This is a genomic window from Nocardioides plantarum (genome assembly GCF_006346395.1).
Lineage (GTDB): Bacteria > Actinomycetota > Actinomycetes > Propionibacteriales > Nocardioidaceae > Nocardioides > Nocardioides plantarum.
Genome location: NZ_VDMS01000002.1, coordinates 663,681 through 677,092, shown reverse-complemented (window position 1 = coordinate 677,092; position 13,412 = coordinate 663,681). Strand labels below are relative to the sequence as shown.

At 72.0% G+C, this 13,412-nt stretch carries 13 protein-coding genes; 8 read left to right on the top strand and 5 right to left on the bottom strand.

Translation table 11 applies throughout. The features are described from left to right. Window positions 1–6 precede the first annotated feature (6 nt). Both FJQ56_RS15155 and FJQ56_RS15150 read left to right on the top strand, forming a co-directional pair. Window positions 7–1,407 (top strand): bifunctional folylpolyglutamate synthase/dihydrofolate synthase, encoded by a 1,401-nt coding sequence (locus tag FJQ56_RS15155; RefSeq protein WP_140010373.1) that lies wholly within the window; start codon window positions 7–9, stop codon window positions 1,405–1,407. Continuing rightward, window positions 1,404–1,787 (top strand): DUF4233 domain-containing protein, encoded by a 384-nt coding sequence (locus tag FJQ56_RS15150; protein ID WP_246084175.1) that lies wholly within the window; start codon window positions 1,404–1,406, stop codon window positions 1,785–1,787. Before FJQ56_RS15155 ends, FJQ56_RS15150 begins: the two co-directional genes overlap by 4 nt. Before the next feature lie 135 nt (window positions 1,788–1,922). On the opposite strand, the gene FJQ56_RS15145 is transcribed toward FJQ56_RS15150, so the two are convergent. Continuing rightward, window positions 1,923–2,420 (bottom strand): MarR family winged helix-turn-helix transcriptional regulator, encoded by a 498-nt coding sequence (locus FJQ56_RS15145; protein ID WP_246084174.1) that lies wholly within the window; start codon window positions 2,418–2,420, stop codon window positions 1,923–1,925. A 93-nt stretch (window positions 2,421–2,513) separates the two neighbouring features. Further along, complete coding sequence (locus tag FJQ56_RS15140) at window positions 2,514–3,728, bottom strand: acetyl-CoA C-acetyltransferase (RefSeq protein WP_140010372.1); 1,215 nt, start codon at window positions 3,726–3,728, stop codon at window positions 2,514–2,516. A gap of 160 nt (window positions 3,729–3,888) precedes the next feature. Here FJQ56_RS15140 and FJQ56_RS15135 point away from each other — a divergent pair, with 160 nt between their 5' ends. Further along, window positions 3,889–4,773, top strand: a complete 885-nt coding sequence (locus FJQ56_RS15135; RefSeq protein ID WP_140010371.1) for an acyl-CoA thioesterase — start codon at window positions 3,889–3,891, stop codon at window positions 4,771–4,773. On the opposite strand, the gene FJQ56_RS15130 is transcribed toward FJQ56_RS15135, so the two are convergent. Continuing rightward, complete coding sequence (locus FJQ56_RS15130; RefSeq protein WP_246084173.1) at window positions 4,757–5,128, bottom strand: globin; 372 nt, start codon at window positions 5,126–5,128, stop codon at window positions 4,757–4,759. The two genes, FJQ56_RS15135 and FJQ56_RS15130, sit on opposite strands and share 17 nt — an antisense overlap. A 44-nt stretch (window positions 5,129–5,172) precedes the next feature. Further along, window positions 5,173–6,192 (bottom strand): mechanosensitive ion channel family protein, encoded by a 1,020-nt coding sequence (locus FJQ56_RS15125; protein ID WP_246084172.1) that lies wholly within the window; start codon window positions 6,190–6,192, stop codon window positions 5,173–5,175. A gap of 71 nt (window positions 6,193–6,263) precedes the next feature. Here FJQ56_RS15125 and FJQ56_RS22215 point away from each other — a divergent pair, with 71 nt between their 5' ends. Next, on the top strand, window positions 6,264–6,662 hold the full coding sequence (locus tag FJQ56_RS22215; RefSeq protein WP_170215422.1) for a hypothetical protein: 399 nt from the start codon (window positions 6,264–6,266) through the stop codon (window positions 6,660–6,662). Beyond that, entirely contained in the window at window positions 6,649–7,035 is a 387-nt protein-coding gene (locus tag FJQ56_RS22210; protein WP_170215421.1) for a DUF5130 family protein, read from the top strand. Before FJQ56_RS22215 ends, FJQ56_RS22210 begins: the two co-directional genes overlap by 14 nt. A gap of 240 nt (window positions 7,036–7,275) precedes the next feature. Here FJQ56_RS22210 and pepN read toward each other — a convergent pair whose 3' ends face one another. Continuing rightward, window positions 7,276–9,825 carry an aminopeptidase N gene (pepN, locus tag FJQ56_RS15115; protein WP_140010368.1) on the bottom strand — a complete coding sequence of 850 codons (2,550 nt, stop codon included), beginning with the start codon at window positions 9,823–9,825 and terminating at the stop codon, window positions 7,276–7,278. A gap of 167 nt (window positions 9,826–9,992) precedes the next feature. Here pepN and FJQ56_RS15110 point away from each other — a divergent pair, with 167 nt between their 5' ends. From FJQ56_RS15110 to FJQ56_RS15100, 3 genes are all read left to right on the top strand, one after another. Then, window positions 9,993–11,654 (top strand): CHAP domain-containing protein, encoded by a 1,662-nt coding sequence (locus tag FJQ56_RS15110; protein WP_170215420.1) that lies wholly within the window; start codon window positions 9,993–9,995, stop codon window positions 11,652–11,654. Window positions 11,655–11,692: 38 nt separating this feature from the next. Then, window positions 11,693–12,355, top strand: a complete 663-nt coding sequence (locus FJQ56_RS15105) for a mycothiol-dependent nitroreductase Rv2466c family protein (protein WP_140010366.1) — start codon at window positions 11,693–11,695, stop codon at window positions 12,353–12,355. 153 nt (window positions 12,356–12,508) lie between these two features. Further along, the gene (locus FJQ56_RS15100; protein WP_140010365.1) at window positions 12,509–13,402 is read left to right on the top strand and encodes an MOSC domain-containing protein; all 894 of its coding nucleotides are present in this window, start codon (window positions 12,509–12,511) and stop codon (window positions 13,400–13,402) included. The last annotated feature ends 10 nt before the right edge of the window (window positions 13,403–13,412 follow it).

Here is a 13,412-nt window from a genome sequence, read left to right as displayed (position 1 = left end):
GGGGAGATGACCACCAGCGATACCGACCCCGATGCCCCCCGCCTGGCCGAGACGTTCGACGAGGTCGAGGACGCCCTGCTCTCGCGCTGGCCCGAGACGCGGCTGGAGCCGTCGCTGGACCGGATCCGCGCGTTCGTCGAGCTGCTGGGCGACCCGCAGTCGACCTACCGCTCGATCCACCTGACCGGCACCAACGGCAAGACGTCGACCTCGCGGATGATCGACACCCTGCTGCGGGCGCTCGACCTGCGCACCGGTCGGTTCACCTCCCCGCACGTGCAGCGGATGAACGAGCGCATCAGCATCGACGGCGAGCCGCTCGACGACGACGCGTTCGTCCGGGCGTTCAACGACGTGGCGCCCTACATCGGTCTCGTCGACGCCGACCAGCCGCACCCGCTGAGCTTCTTCGAGACCGTCGTCGCCATGGCGTACGCCGCCTTCTCCGACGCCCCGGTCGACGTGGCCGTCGTCGAGGTCGGCATGGGCGGGTCGTGGGACGCGACCAACGTGATCGACGCCGACGTGGCCGTGCTGCTCCCGGTGGCCGTCGACCACGCGCGCTACCTGGGCGACTCGCTCGCCGCGATCGCGCGCGAGAAGGTCGGCATCATCAAGCCCGGCGCCACCGTCGTGGTGGCCGAGCAGACGCCCGACGTGGCCGCGATCATCGGCGAGCGTGCGGCCGAGGTCGGCGCGCAGCTGGTCGTCGAGGGCGTCGACTTCGGCGTGGCCGCGCGGCTGCCGGCGGTCGGCGGTCAGGTCGTGTCGCTGCAGGGCCTGCGGGCGCGCTACGACGACGTCTTCATCCCGCTCTTCGGAGCCCACCAGGCGCAGAACGCCGCGTTCGCCCTGGCCGCGGTCGAGGCGTTCCTGGGCGACCAGCCGCTCGACGACGACCTCGTCCGCGAGGCGTTCGCCCAGGTCACCTCGCCCGGCCGGCTCGAGGTCATCCGGCGCAGCCCGACCATCGTGCTCGACGCCGCCCACAACCCGCACGGCGCGGAGGCGGTCGCCGCGGCGCTCGAGGACTCCTTCCAGTTCTCGCCGCTGATCGGCGTCCTCGGCGTCATGGGCGACAAGGACGCCGAGGGCCTGCTCGCCGTGCTCGAGCCCCACCTGGCCCACGTCGTCATCACCCAGAACTCCACCGACCGCTCGATGCCGGCCAGCGACCTGGCCCGCACCGCCGTCGAGGTCTTCGGCGAGGACCGGGTCACGGTCGAGCCGCGCCTGGCCGACGCCATCGACCAGGCCGCCGCGCTGGCCGAGGCGGGCGAGGCGGTGAGCTCGATGGGCTCCGGCGCGGTGCTGGTCACCGGCTCCGTGGTCACCGTCGGTGAGGCCCGCACGCTGCTCGAGCGGCCCGAGCGTCAGCCCCGCGGGGCGAGCGGGACCTCGTCGTGAGCGACCGCGACCGCTCGCCGCGCCGGGCGATGTGCGCGGCGGTGCTCTCCTTCGAGGCGGTGGTCGTCGCCCTGACCGCCCCGGTGGCCATCGCGATCTCCGACGTCTCGCCGGCGGTGGCGCTGGTGGTCGGGCTCGGCCTGGCCGTCGCGTGCGTGCTCGCCGCAGGGATGCTGCGCACCGAGCGCGGCTACCAGCTCGGCTGGTTGGTCCAGGTCGCCGCGATCGCGCTCGGCTTCCTGGTCACCACGATGTTCTTCCTGGGCGCGATGTTCGCCCTGCTCTGGGGGACCGCCGACTACCTCGGCCGCAAGATCGAGCGCGAGCGGGCCGAGGCCTACGCGCGGTTCGATGCCGAGGGTGGGGGGTCGGTGGGCTGAGGGGGTCGGCGGTGGCATGAATCCCCAGGTACCCGGGGATTCCTGCACTCCGGGACCGTTGCAACACCCCAGAAGCGCATGAGCCGGCCCCGGAGTCCCGACCGGCGTAGGGCGACCGGCGACCGGAGTACGGCGTCAGCGCATCTCGCGGTCGGGGTGACCCGCGATCAGGTGGTCGGCGACCGCGTCGAAGACCCGGCCCACCGCGGCGAAGTCGGCCGGGTCGACGAGGTCGACGAGGTGGTCGCGCACGCCGTTGACGTGGGTCGGGGCGACGTTCTCGAGCAGGAGGCGGCCGCGGTCGGTCATCACGGCGCTGACGCCGCGGCCGTCGTCCTGGGAGACCTCGCGCGTGACCAGCAGGGCGTCCTCCATCCGGCGGATGGTGTGGGTGACCCGGCTGCGGCTGTGGGCGAGCGAGTCGGCCAGGCGCGACATCCGCATCCGGCCGTCGCGCTCGGACAGTCGGACCAGGATCTCGTACTCGACCAGGGAGATCCCGTGGTTGCGCCGCAGGTCCTCGTCGAGCCGGTCGAACAGGAGGGTCGAGCCGAGCACGAGCGCGCGCCAGGCGACCTGCTGCTCCTGGTCGAGCCAGCGTGGCTCGGGCAGGGTCGGGAAATGGGCGGCCACTGGGTGATCCTAGGTTGGAGAACGACGCAGGGGTGCGCACCTCGGTCGGATGGCCGGGGTGCGCACCCTGGTCGTGGGTGGAGGTGGGGTCGGTCAGATCCGCTCGAGGATCAGGGCCATGCCCTGACCGCCGCCGACGCACATGGTGATCAGGCCGGTGGTCTTGTCGTGCCAGTCGAGCGAGTTGAGCAGGGTGTTCTGCAGTCGCGCGCCGGTCATGCCGAACGGGTGACCGACCGCGATCGCGCCGCCGTTGACGTTGAGGCGGTCGAGGTCGATGCCGAGCTCCTGGTAGGACGGCACGACCTGAGCGGCGAACGCCTCGTTGATCTCGACCAGGTCGATGTCGCCGATGCTCATGCCGGCGTACTTGAGGGCGTTCTTGGTGGCCTCGACGGGGCCGAGGCCCATGATCTCGGGGGACAGGCCGCTGACGCCGGTGGAGACGATGCGCGCCAGGGGCGTCAGGCCCAGCTCGGCGGTCTTGGTGTCGGACATGATGACGACGGCGGCAGCACCGTCGTTGAGGGCGCAGCAGTTGCCGGCGGTGACGACGCCGTCGGGACGGAAGACCGGCTTGAGGTCCTTCAGCGCGTCGTAGGTCACGCCGGCGCGCGGGCCGTCGTCGGCGCTGACCACGGTGCCGTCGGGAGTGGTGACCGGGGTGATCTCGCGCGCCCAGAAGCCGTCGTTGATGGCCTTCTCGGCGAGGTTCTGCGAGCGGACGCCGAACTCGTCGAGCTCCTGGCGCGACAGCCCGCGCATCCGGGCGACGTTCTCGGCGGTCTGGCCCATGGCCAGGTAGATGTCGGGCAGCAGGCCGTCCTCGCGGGGGTCGTGCCAGTCCTGGCCGCCCTCGGCGTAGGCGTCGGTGAGCTTCTGGGCCTCGGCGAACTTGGGGTTCTTGGTGTCGGGCCAGTGGTCGGAGGTGCCCTTGGCGAAGCGCGAGACCGTCTCGACGCCGGCGGCGACGAAGATGTCGCCCTCGCCGGCCTTGATCGCGTGGAACGCCATCCGCGTCGACTGCACCGACGACGCGCAGTAGCGGGTGATCGTGGCGCCGGGGACGTCGTCGAGGCCGAGCAGGGTGTTGACGACCTTGGCCATGTTGTTGCCCGACTCGCCGCCGGGCAGGCCGCAGCCGAGGTAGAGGTCGTCGATGGTGTGCGGGTCGAGCGAGGGGATCTTGTCGAGGGCCGCCTGGATGATCGTGGCCGTCAGGTCGTCGGGACGCAGGTCCTTGAGCGATCCCTTGTTGGCGCGACCGATCGGGGACCGGGCGGCGGAGACGATGACTGCTTCGGGCATGCGGGTGGCTCCGGTTCTCTGCGTGCAGCGGATGGGCGGCCGGACGGGTGTCCAGGGCCAGACTAGGACGCAGGGTGCGGCGGCCCGGGTGGGTGTGGTGTGACCGTGCTCACGACGAGGTCCTCCGAGCGGGCCGGACGCACCTGCGAGGATCACCGGGGTGCGCCACCTCTACCGCTGTCCGATGCGCTGGGCCGACCTCGACCTGCTCGGCCACGTCAACAACGTGACGTACGTCGACTACCTGCAGGAGGCGCGGGTCGACATGATGCGCACCCTCGGCCAGGGGCGCGCCACCCACGACGACCTCGAGGACGGTGTGGTGGTGGTCCGCCACGAGGTCACCTACCTGGCCCCGCTCGGCCTGCGGCTGGAGCCCATCGGCATCGAGTGCTGGGTCACCGAGGTGCGGGCGGCTAGCTTCACGATGGCCTACGAGGTCTTCCACGACGAGGACGACGGCGGCCGCACCACCTACCTGCGGGCCACGACCGTGCTCACCCCCTACGTGTTCGCCCAGGAGCGCCCGCGTCGCCTGACCGACGCGGAGAAGGCCGCCATGGCGCCGTACGTCGAGCCCGCGGCGACGTCGCGGGGCCGTGCCGCCCGGCTCGGTCCGCTCGACCGCGCCGGGGCCGTCCACTACCCGCTGCACGTGCGGTTCTCCGACGTCGACCTCTACCGCCACGTCAACAACGTCAAGTACTTCGAGTACTTCCAGGAGGCGCGGGTGCGGCTGATGGGCGACCTGACCCGCCGCGGCGGGCGGCGGATGTCGCCGGTGGTGGTCGCCCAGACCGACGTCGACTACCTGCGCCCGATCCTGCTGCGCCCCACGCCGTACGACGTGTGGTCGAGGGTGACCCGGGTCGGCAGCCGCTCGATGACCATCGACGGCGAGATCGTCGGGGGTGCCGACGGCACCGAGGCGCTGGCGAGGTCGCGGGTGGCCCTCGTCTTCTGGGACCCCGAGACCCAGCGCTCCACCGAGCCGCCCGAGGGTCTGCGCGAGCTGCTGAGCCCGGCGGTCAGTCCAGCGAGTTGACCATGAACTGGGCCGCGTGGGTCACGTAGTCCCAGAACTGCTGGTCCTGCTCGGGCGTCAGGTCGGCCGCGTCGAGGCCGGCACGGAAGTGCGTGAGCCAGTGGTCCTTGGCGGCCGGGTCGACCTTGAACGGCGCGTGCCGCATCCGCAGCCGGGGGTGGCCCCGCGTGTCGGAGTAGGTCGTCGGCCCGCCCCAGTACTGGACCAGGAACAGCAGGAACCGCTCCTCGGCCGGCCCGAGGTCCTCCTCGGGGTAGAGCGGGCGCAGCACCTCGTCGGTCGCGACGCCCTCGTAGAAACGGTGGACGATGGTCCGGAGGGTCTCGAAGCCACCGATCTCCTCGTAGAACGTCACGCCCCCATTGTGCCGTTGCAGCCTCAGGTCGTGGCGGGCGGCCATCAGGTCGTCGCGGAGTCGTCGATGGCCGGGACCGTCGCCGCCTCCTTGCGGTTCCACACGACCCGCTGGGGGAGGGCCATCTCGATGCCCTCGTGGTCGAAGCGCGACTTGATCCGCTGGCGCATCTCACGGGCGATGCCCCACTGCTCGCCGGGCGTGGTCTTGAGCACGACCCGGACCAGGACGCCGTCGATGCCGAGGTTCTCCACGCCCCACACCTCCGGCTTCTCGATGACCTGGCCCTTGAAGTCCTCGTCCTCCCACACGTCGTGGGCGACCTCGCCGAGCACGCGGCGCACGCGGGCGAGGTCCTCGTGGTAGGCCACGTTGACGTCGAGCACGGTGCGCGCCCAGTTCTGGCTCTGGTTGCCGACTCGGACGACCTGGCCGTTGGGGACGTACCAGACCGTGCCGTCGACGTCGCGCAGCCGGGTCACGCGCAGGGTCACCGCCTCCACGACGCCGGTGGCCTCGCCGAGGTCGACGACGTCACCGACGCCGAACTGGTCCTCGATGATCATGAAGACCCCGGACAGGAAGTCCTTGACCAGCGACTGGGCGCCGAAGCCGAGCGCGACGCCGACGATGCCGGCGCTGGCGATGATCGGGGCGATGTCGACGCCGACCTCGCTCAGCATCATGGTGCCGAAGACCGCGACGATCAGGCCGGTGACGATGCTCTTGAACAGGCTCGCCATCGCCTCGGCGCGCTGCCGGCGCCGCTCGGTCGCGATCAGGTTGACCCGGTCGGGCAGCACCCCCTTGGCGGCGCGTACGGCGATCCGGCCGATCGCCTTGTGCGCCACCCAGCGGATCGCGAACGCCAGGGCGAACAGTCCGAGGAGGGCCAGCGGCCGGCCGATCAGGACGTCGGAGTAGTCGGCGAGGTCGCGGTTGCCGGTCATGTCGAAGACCGCGTGGCAGATGGTCTCGCCGCTGGCGCACGGGTTGGCGTCGGCGACGGCTCCGGAGGGGGTGGTCTGCAGGGACGGGTGGAGGTCGGGGGTGAGCACGAGCATGCGTGCATGCATAGCAGGACGCGGAGAAGGCCGTGGTCGCCCGGACCACGGGCGACGGTAGGCTGTGACCCGTGACTGGGACCGTGAGCAAGCACGCCGTACGCCGTACCACCACGCTGGTGCTCTCCACCGCTGCCCTGCTCGCCACGACCGCGCTGCTGTCGGGCCCGGCGTCCGCCGAGGTCCCGGTGGGCTGGGGCCCCACCTACGACGTCGACCCCCTGTTCGTCCTGGGTGTCCTGGTCGGCGTGCCCGTCCTGCTCTTCGTGCTCATCGTCGCTGCCGTCTACCTGCCCGGCATCGCCCGGGGCGAGCGCGTGGCGCCCGGTGCCACCGGCCCCGAGGACCAGTGGCTCGGTGGACGCCGCGAGGCCGGCGAGATCGCCGCGCCGCCGGCGGGCGCCACCACACCCGCCCTCGGCTCGTCCGAGTCCGTCCCGACGGACGGAGGAGCCAGTGCCCGCTGGTGAGTACCTCAAGGCGGCCGACCGGGCCGCCCTCGACCTGACGATCCGTCGCGCCGAGCAGCTCTGCCGTGCCGAGTTCTCGGTGTTCGTGGGCCGGGCGCAGGGCGCGCCGCGGCCGTTCGCGGTCGGGCTGCACCGCTCCCTGGTCGCCCCCGACCGCAGCATCCTGGTGATGGTCGACCCCGTCGCGCGCGCGGTCGAGGTCGTCACCGGCTCCGACGTACGCCGCCACCTCGACGACAACGGGGTCGAGCTCGCCGTCGCCTCGATGGTCGGGCTGTTCCGCGACGACGACCTGGTGGGCGGCCTGCGCCGCGGCATCCAGCAGCTGGCCGAGCACGCCAAGCCGGCCAACACCCTGCACTCAAGCCTGTAGTCCCGCGCGAGGCACGAGCGCCGGACGTCACAGGCGCAGGTCGAGCAAGCGTCGCGGGTGAGGCACGAACCCGCGACAAGCGCGTCGAGACCCCCGCAGCCGATCTCGGTGACCAGACCCAGGGGTCAGGTCGCGAGACCCGTTGCGGGGGTCTCGAGGCTCGTCGCCAGGGCTCCTCGCACCTCGACCGACGTGGTCGCACCTCGACCGACGTTGGTGGTCGGCCGAGGTGCGAGCCGGTCAGGCCGGCTGCGCGTCCTTCGCCTGGGCGGCGAGCGCCCGGAGGACCTCGGCCCGGCCCTCACGCACGTAGCGCAGCGCGCCCGGGTTGACCGAGGTCCCGTCGGTCTCGAGCCAGGCGTCGAGGCGGGCGACCAGGTCGGCGGAGGCGAGCGGGGTGGGGAACAGGCCCTGCAGCGAGACCGAGGCCTTGTGGGCGCCCAGGCGCTCCCAGATGGTGCCGACGGCGTCGAGGTAGCGCTCGACGTAGGGCGCGAGCAGCTCTGCCTGGTCGGAGACCTGGAAGCGACCCACGATGCTGCGCGCGGTCTCGTTGGGCGTCTGGGGGTCGAGGGCGGCGGCCCACGACGCCTCCTTGGCGGCGGCGTCGGGCAGCGTGGCGCGGGCCGCGGCGGCGTTCTCCTGGCCGCTGATGGTGTTGTCGGTCTCGAGCATCGCGTCGATGCGGGCCTCGTCGGCGCGGCCGGCGGCGGCGAGGCCGGTCAGCAGCGCCCAGCGCAGGTCGGTGTCGACGTCGAGGCCCTCGAGCACGAGCGAGCCGTCGAGCAGGCCCTCGAGGTCGGCGAGCGCCTGGTCGGAGCGCGCGGCGGCGGCGTAGGAGCGGACGAACGTGAGCTGGGAGTCGCTGCCCGGCTCGGCCGCGTCGATGAGCTCGCGCAGGCCCTGCTGCCAGCGCAGCCGGAGGTCGGCCCGACCGGCCGGGTCGGAGAACGACACCACGGCCTGGGCGGCGCAGGACGGGATGCGCGAGATGCCCCAGGAGTCGGTCTCGGCGCCGATGTTGCCGAGCACGAGCTCGACGAAGTCGGTGGCCGCCATCTCGGCGTCGCGGGTCATGTCCCACGTGGCGCCCCAGACCAGGGCCCGGGCCAGGGAGTCGTCGAGCTTCGACAGGCCGGCGACGGCGGTCGCCAGCGAGCGCTCGTCGAGGCGGATCTTGGCGTAGGCCAGGTCGCCGTCGTTGAGCAGCAGCAGGTCGGGCTGACGCTGGCCGATGGCCTCCTTGACGTCGGTGCTCTCGCCCTCGACGTCGACCTCGAGGTAGTCGCGACGCACCAGGCGGCCGTCGACCTCGTCGTACAGGCCGATGCCGAGGCGGTGGCGACGCAGGGTGGGGTGGTCGGGGTGGGCGGTCTGTCGGACGGCGAGCCGGCTGTAGGCGCCGTCGGCGTCGAGCTCGAACTCGGGCGTGAGGGTGTTGACGCCCGCGGTCTGCAGCCACTCCTCGGCCCAGGAGCCGAGCTCGCGGCCCGAGGACCGCTCGAGGGCGGTCAGCAGGTCGCTGAACTCGGTGTTGTCGTAGGCGTGGTCGGTGAAGTACTGACGCAGCCCGGCCACGAACGGGTCGAGCCCGACCCAGGCCACCAGCTGCTTGAGCACCGAGGCGCCCTTGGCGTAGGTGATCATGTCGAAGTTGACCTCGACGGCCTCGAGGTCGAAGTTGTCGGCCGCGATCGGGTGGGTGCTCGGCAGCTGGTCGGCGCGGTAGCCGGTCTGCTTGCGCGCGTTGGCGAAGCCGGTCCACGCGTCGGTGAACTCGGTGGCCTCGGCCTCGGCCCAGTAGCAGGCCCACTCGGCGAACGACTCGTTGAGCCACAGGTCGTCCCACCAGCGCATCGTCACCAGGTTGCCGAACCACATGTGGGCCATCTCGTGGGTGATGACCGAGCAGCGGAACTCGTAGAACGAGCGCGGCTGGCGCGAGCGGGGGAGGTACTCGTCGCGCAGGGTCACGCAGCCGGCGTTCTCCATCGCGCCCATGTTGTACTCCGGCACGTAGAGCTGGTCGTACTTCTCGAACGGGTAGGCCATCCCGAACTTGTCCTCGAAGAACGCGAAGCTCTGCGAGGTGATCTTCACCAGCTCCTCGCGGTCGAGGTGCTCGACCAGCGACTGCCGGCAGTAGTGGCCGAGCGGGATGTCGTCGTACTGGCCCTGGTAGGTGTCGAAGACGGCGTGGTACTCGCCGGCGACGATGGCGGTGATGTAGGTCGACATCCGCTTGGTGGTCGGGAAGGTCCACACGGCCTTGCCGTCCTCGGCGGGGACCGGCTCGGGCGTGGGGGAGTTGGAGACGACGACCCAGTGGTCGGGGGCGGTCACCCGGAAGTCGAACACGCCCTTGAGGTCGGGCTGCTCGAACGTCGTGAACACGCGACGCGCGTCGGGCACCTCGAACTGCGAGTAGAGGTAGACGCGGTCGTCGACCGGGTCGACGAAGCGGTGCAGGCCCTCGCCGGTGTGGGAGTAGGGCAGGTCGGCGCGCACCACGAGCACGTTGTCGGCCTGCAGGTCGGGCAGCGGGATGCGGCTGTCGGCGTACGACGCCACGTCGAGCGGCACGCCGTTGAGCGTGACCTCGTGCAGGGTCGCGTCGACGAGGTCGGCGAAGGTCGAGGCTCCGGGCTCACGGCACGTGAACGAGAGCGTGGTGGTCGATCCGAACAGTGTGTCGCCGGTCGTGAGGTCCAGGTCGATGGAGTACGACGTGACGTCCAGGAGGGCGGCGCGGGTGGCGGCCTCGTCCCTGGTGAGGTTGGTTCCGGGCATGCGCGACATCTTGGCACCACCGTGGTCGCCGCGGGCTCCGGCCCGGGTCGGTCGGGGGAGCGGAGGAAAACGACACGCCTGTAGTTCGTGGTGCACGAAAATGTGGCCGCTGTGAGTTATGTGGTTTTTGTTGCAAAACGCCACGGATGTGCTTGACAGTGTCTCCCGTGCTCTTCTCCCCCCGCTCCGTCCGTGCGCCCCGCCGCCGCTCCCGGGCGGGGCTCGGCGCCGGCCTGGCGACCCTCCTGGGCACCACGCTCCTGGTCGCGCTGCCGACCACGGTGCCGCCGGCGCAGGCCACGTCGCGCTACCTGTGCACCGGCTACACCGCGTGCGCCAACGCCGGCTACAGCCACGCGGGCTACGGCACGCGCAGCAGCACCATGTACTGGCGGATGTACGCCGGCCACAACTGCACCAACTACATCGCCTACCGGATGATCCGGGGCGGCATGTCGACCGAGCGGCCCTGGACCGGCTCCGGCAACGCCACCAACTGGGGCGTGGCGATGAGCGGCATCACCGACACCGAGCCGCGCGTGGGCGCGGTCGCCTGGTGGCGCGCCGGCGCGGCGGGGGCCGGCAACAGCGGCCACGTGGCCTACGTCGAGCGGGTGGTCTCGGCCAACGAGATCGTCATCTCCGAGGACTCCTGGTCCGGCGACTTCCACTGGCGCACGATCTACAACAACGGCCCCGGCTGGCCCTCCGGCTTCATCCACTTCATCGACCGGGCCCCCGAGCCGCCGCCGGCGTTCGAGCCCGCCGTGCGGCCGAGCGTCGAGGGGACCGCCCAGGTCGGCGTCAAGCTGTCCAGCTACCGCGGCAGCTTCACCCCCACCGGCGCGACCCGGACGATGCAGTGGCTGGTCGGAGGCGTGCCGGTCGCCGGCGCCACGGGCACGTCGTACACACCGGTGCCTGCCGACCGTGGCAAGCCGGTCGCGCTGCAGACGACCGCGACCCGCGACGGCTACGTGCCGGCGGTCGCCACCTCGGACCCGACCGAGCCCGTCGCGCTCGGCGCGCTCGACCGGCTCAGCACCCCGAGCGTCAAGGGGTTCCCCGAGGTCGGCCAGGTGCTGTCCGCCGTGCCCGGCACGTGGGGGACCCCCAAGCCCGACATCGAGTACCGCTGGCGCGCCGACGGTGCCTGGCTGGACGCCCCGCACAGCTCGAAGCTCACCCTCACCCGTGACCTGGTCGGCAAGAACGTGTCGGTCGTCGAGGTCGCCACGCTGCGCGGCTACACCGGTCTCCACAGCTACTCGACCGGCTTCGGCCCGGTCGTCGCCGGCGTCGTGGAGGTCAAGACGCCGTTCGTCCCGTCCGGCCGGACCCGCTACGGCAACACCCTCGCCATGGCCCCGGGTACCTGGGCGCCCGCCGGCGCCACCGCGTCCTACCGGTGGTTCCGCGACGGCGTGCACGTGCCGACGGTGACCGGGTCGTCGTACAAGCTGACCGAGGCCGACGTCGGCCACCACATCAAGGTCAAGGCCACGGTGGCGCGTGATCGCTACCAGAGCGCCTACCGGTTCGCCGACTACGGCCTGATCACGACCCCCTCCCGCTTCTCGTTGATCGCCAACGGCCGCAAGCGCGGCGCGGTCGTGCGGGCCCGGGTGCTCGCGCCCGGGACGTCGCCGACCGGGTCGGTGTCCGTGCGCGTCGGCAAGCGCACCGTGCGGGGCAACCTCGTCGACGGGGTCGTCCAGCTCGCGCTCGACCGCCTGGCGCCCGGATCCCGGACGATCTCCATCTCCTATGCCGGCGACGGCGTCGCCGAGAAGGTCTCGGTCAAGCGGACCGTCACGGTCCGGTCCTGACGGGAAGCCCCCGACGGTCGCGGTGGTTGAGTGTCGACATGACTGCCACCGAGACCACCCCCGACACCGCCCCCACCGGGGACACCACCAACGCCGACTTCTGGTTCGACCCGCTCTGCCCGTTCGCCTGGATCACCTCGCGGTGGATCCTCGAGGTCGCGCAGGTGCGCGACATCAGCGTCACCTGGCACGTGATGAGCCTGGCCTACCTCAACCAGGACCGGGACATCCCGCAGGAGTACCGCGACCTCCTGGCGCCCGCCTGGGGCCCCGTGCGGGTCTGCATCGCCGCCGAGCAGAAGCACGGCAAGGACGTGCTGCTGCCCCTCTACACCGCCCTCGGCACCCGCATCCACCACGACGGCCGCTCGCTCAAGGACCAGGCCGACCGCGGCCGCCAGATCATCGTGGAGTCCCTCGCCGAGGCCGGCCTCGAGCCCGAGGTCGTCGACGCGATGGACGACACCTCCTACGACGCCGCGGTCGCCGAGAGCCACCACCGCGGCATGGACCAGGTCGGCGACGACGTCGGCACCCCCACGATCGCCTTCGAGGGCGCGGCCTTCTTCGGCCCGGTGCTCTCGGCCATCCCGCGCGGCGAGGACGCCGGGCTGCTCTGGGACGGCTGCGTCGCCGTCGCGAAGGTGCCCTACTTCTACGAGCTGAAGCGGTCGCGGACGGGGTCGCTCGACTTCAGCTGAGGTCGGTACGTCGCTGCGGGCGCCTCGACTCGGGCTCGCCGGGGCTCGCCCGGCTCGACGACCGTGGACCCACGGTGGTCGAGCCGCGGGGACGCAGTCACCGCGAGTCGAGACCGCCGCAGCGACAGGCCGACCCCGCCTAGGCTCGACCCCGTGCCGGCGACCCTGACCTCCCTCCACCGCTACCCCGTGAAGTCCTGTCGGGGCGAGACCGTGGAGACCGCGGTGGTCGAGCCCCAGGGGCTGGCCGGCGACCGACGCTGGATGCTGGTCGACGCCTCGGGCACGGCGGTCACGGCGCGCGAGGTCAACCGGCTGGTGCTGGTGCACCCCGAGATCACCCCCACGGGGCTACGCCTGACGGCGCCCGGGGTGGACCCCGTCGAGGTCGAGACCCCCGAGCCGACCACGCAGGTCGCGGTGTCGTTGTTCTCGTCGTCCTTCACCGCCGCCGCGGCCGGGCCCGCGGCCGACGCGTGGTTCAGCGCGACGCTCGGGGTCGACGTACGGCTGGTGCACCTCGACGACCCGACCCGACGACGGACCAGCGGCTCGTTCCCGGGCGGTTTCGGCGACCCGGGCGACCGGGTGTCGCTGGCCGACGGCTACCCCCTGCTCGTGACGACCGAGGAGTCACTGGCCGCGCTCGACGAGGAGGTGCTCGCCAACGCCCCCACCGGGCGCGAGCCGCTGCCGATGTCCCGGTTCCGGCCCAACGTGGTCGTGAGCGGGGTCCCGGCGTGGAGCGAGGACGACTGGCGCGTGGTCCGCATCGGCGGGGCGACGTTCCGGGCGGTCAAGGGCTGTGCGCGGTGCGTGCTGACGACGATCGACCCCGACACCGGGCTGCGCGAGCGCGAGCCGATCGCCAGCCTGGCCCGGCTGCGCCGGTACGACGGCAAGGCCTGGTTCGGGGTCAACCTGGTGCCCGACAGCCCGGGCGTGGTGCTGCGGGCCGGCGACGAGGTCGAGGTCCTGGAGGCGGTCGAGCCCGGCGGCGGGCCGCTGCGCGTGCCCACGGGCAACCCGGTGGCGCCTGCTCACTAGCCTTGGGTCC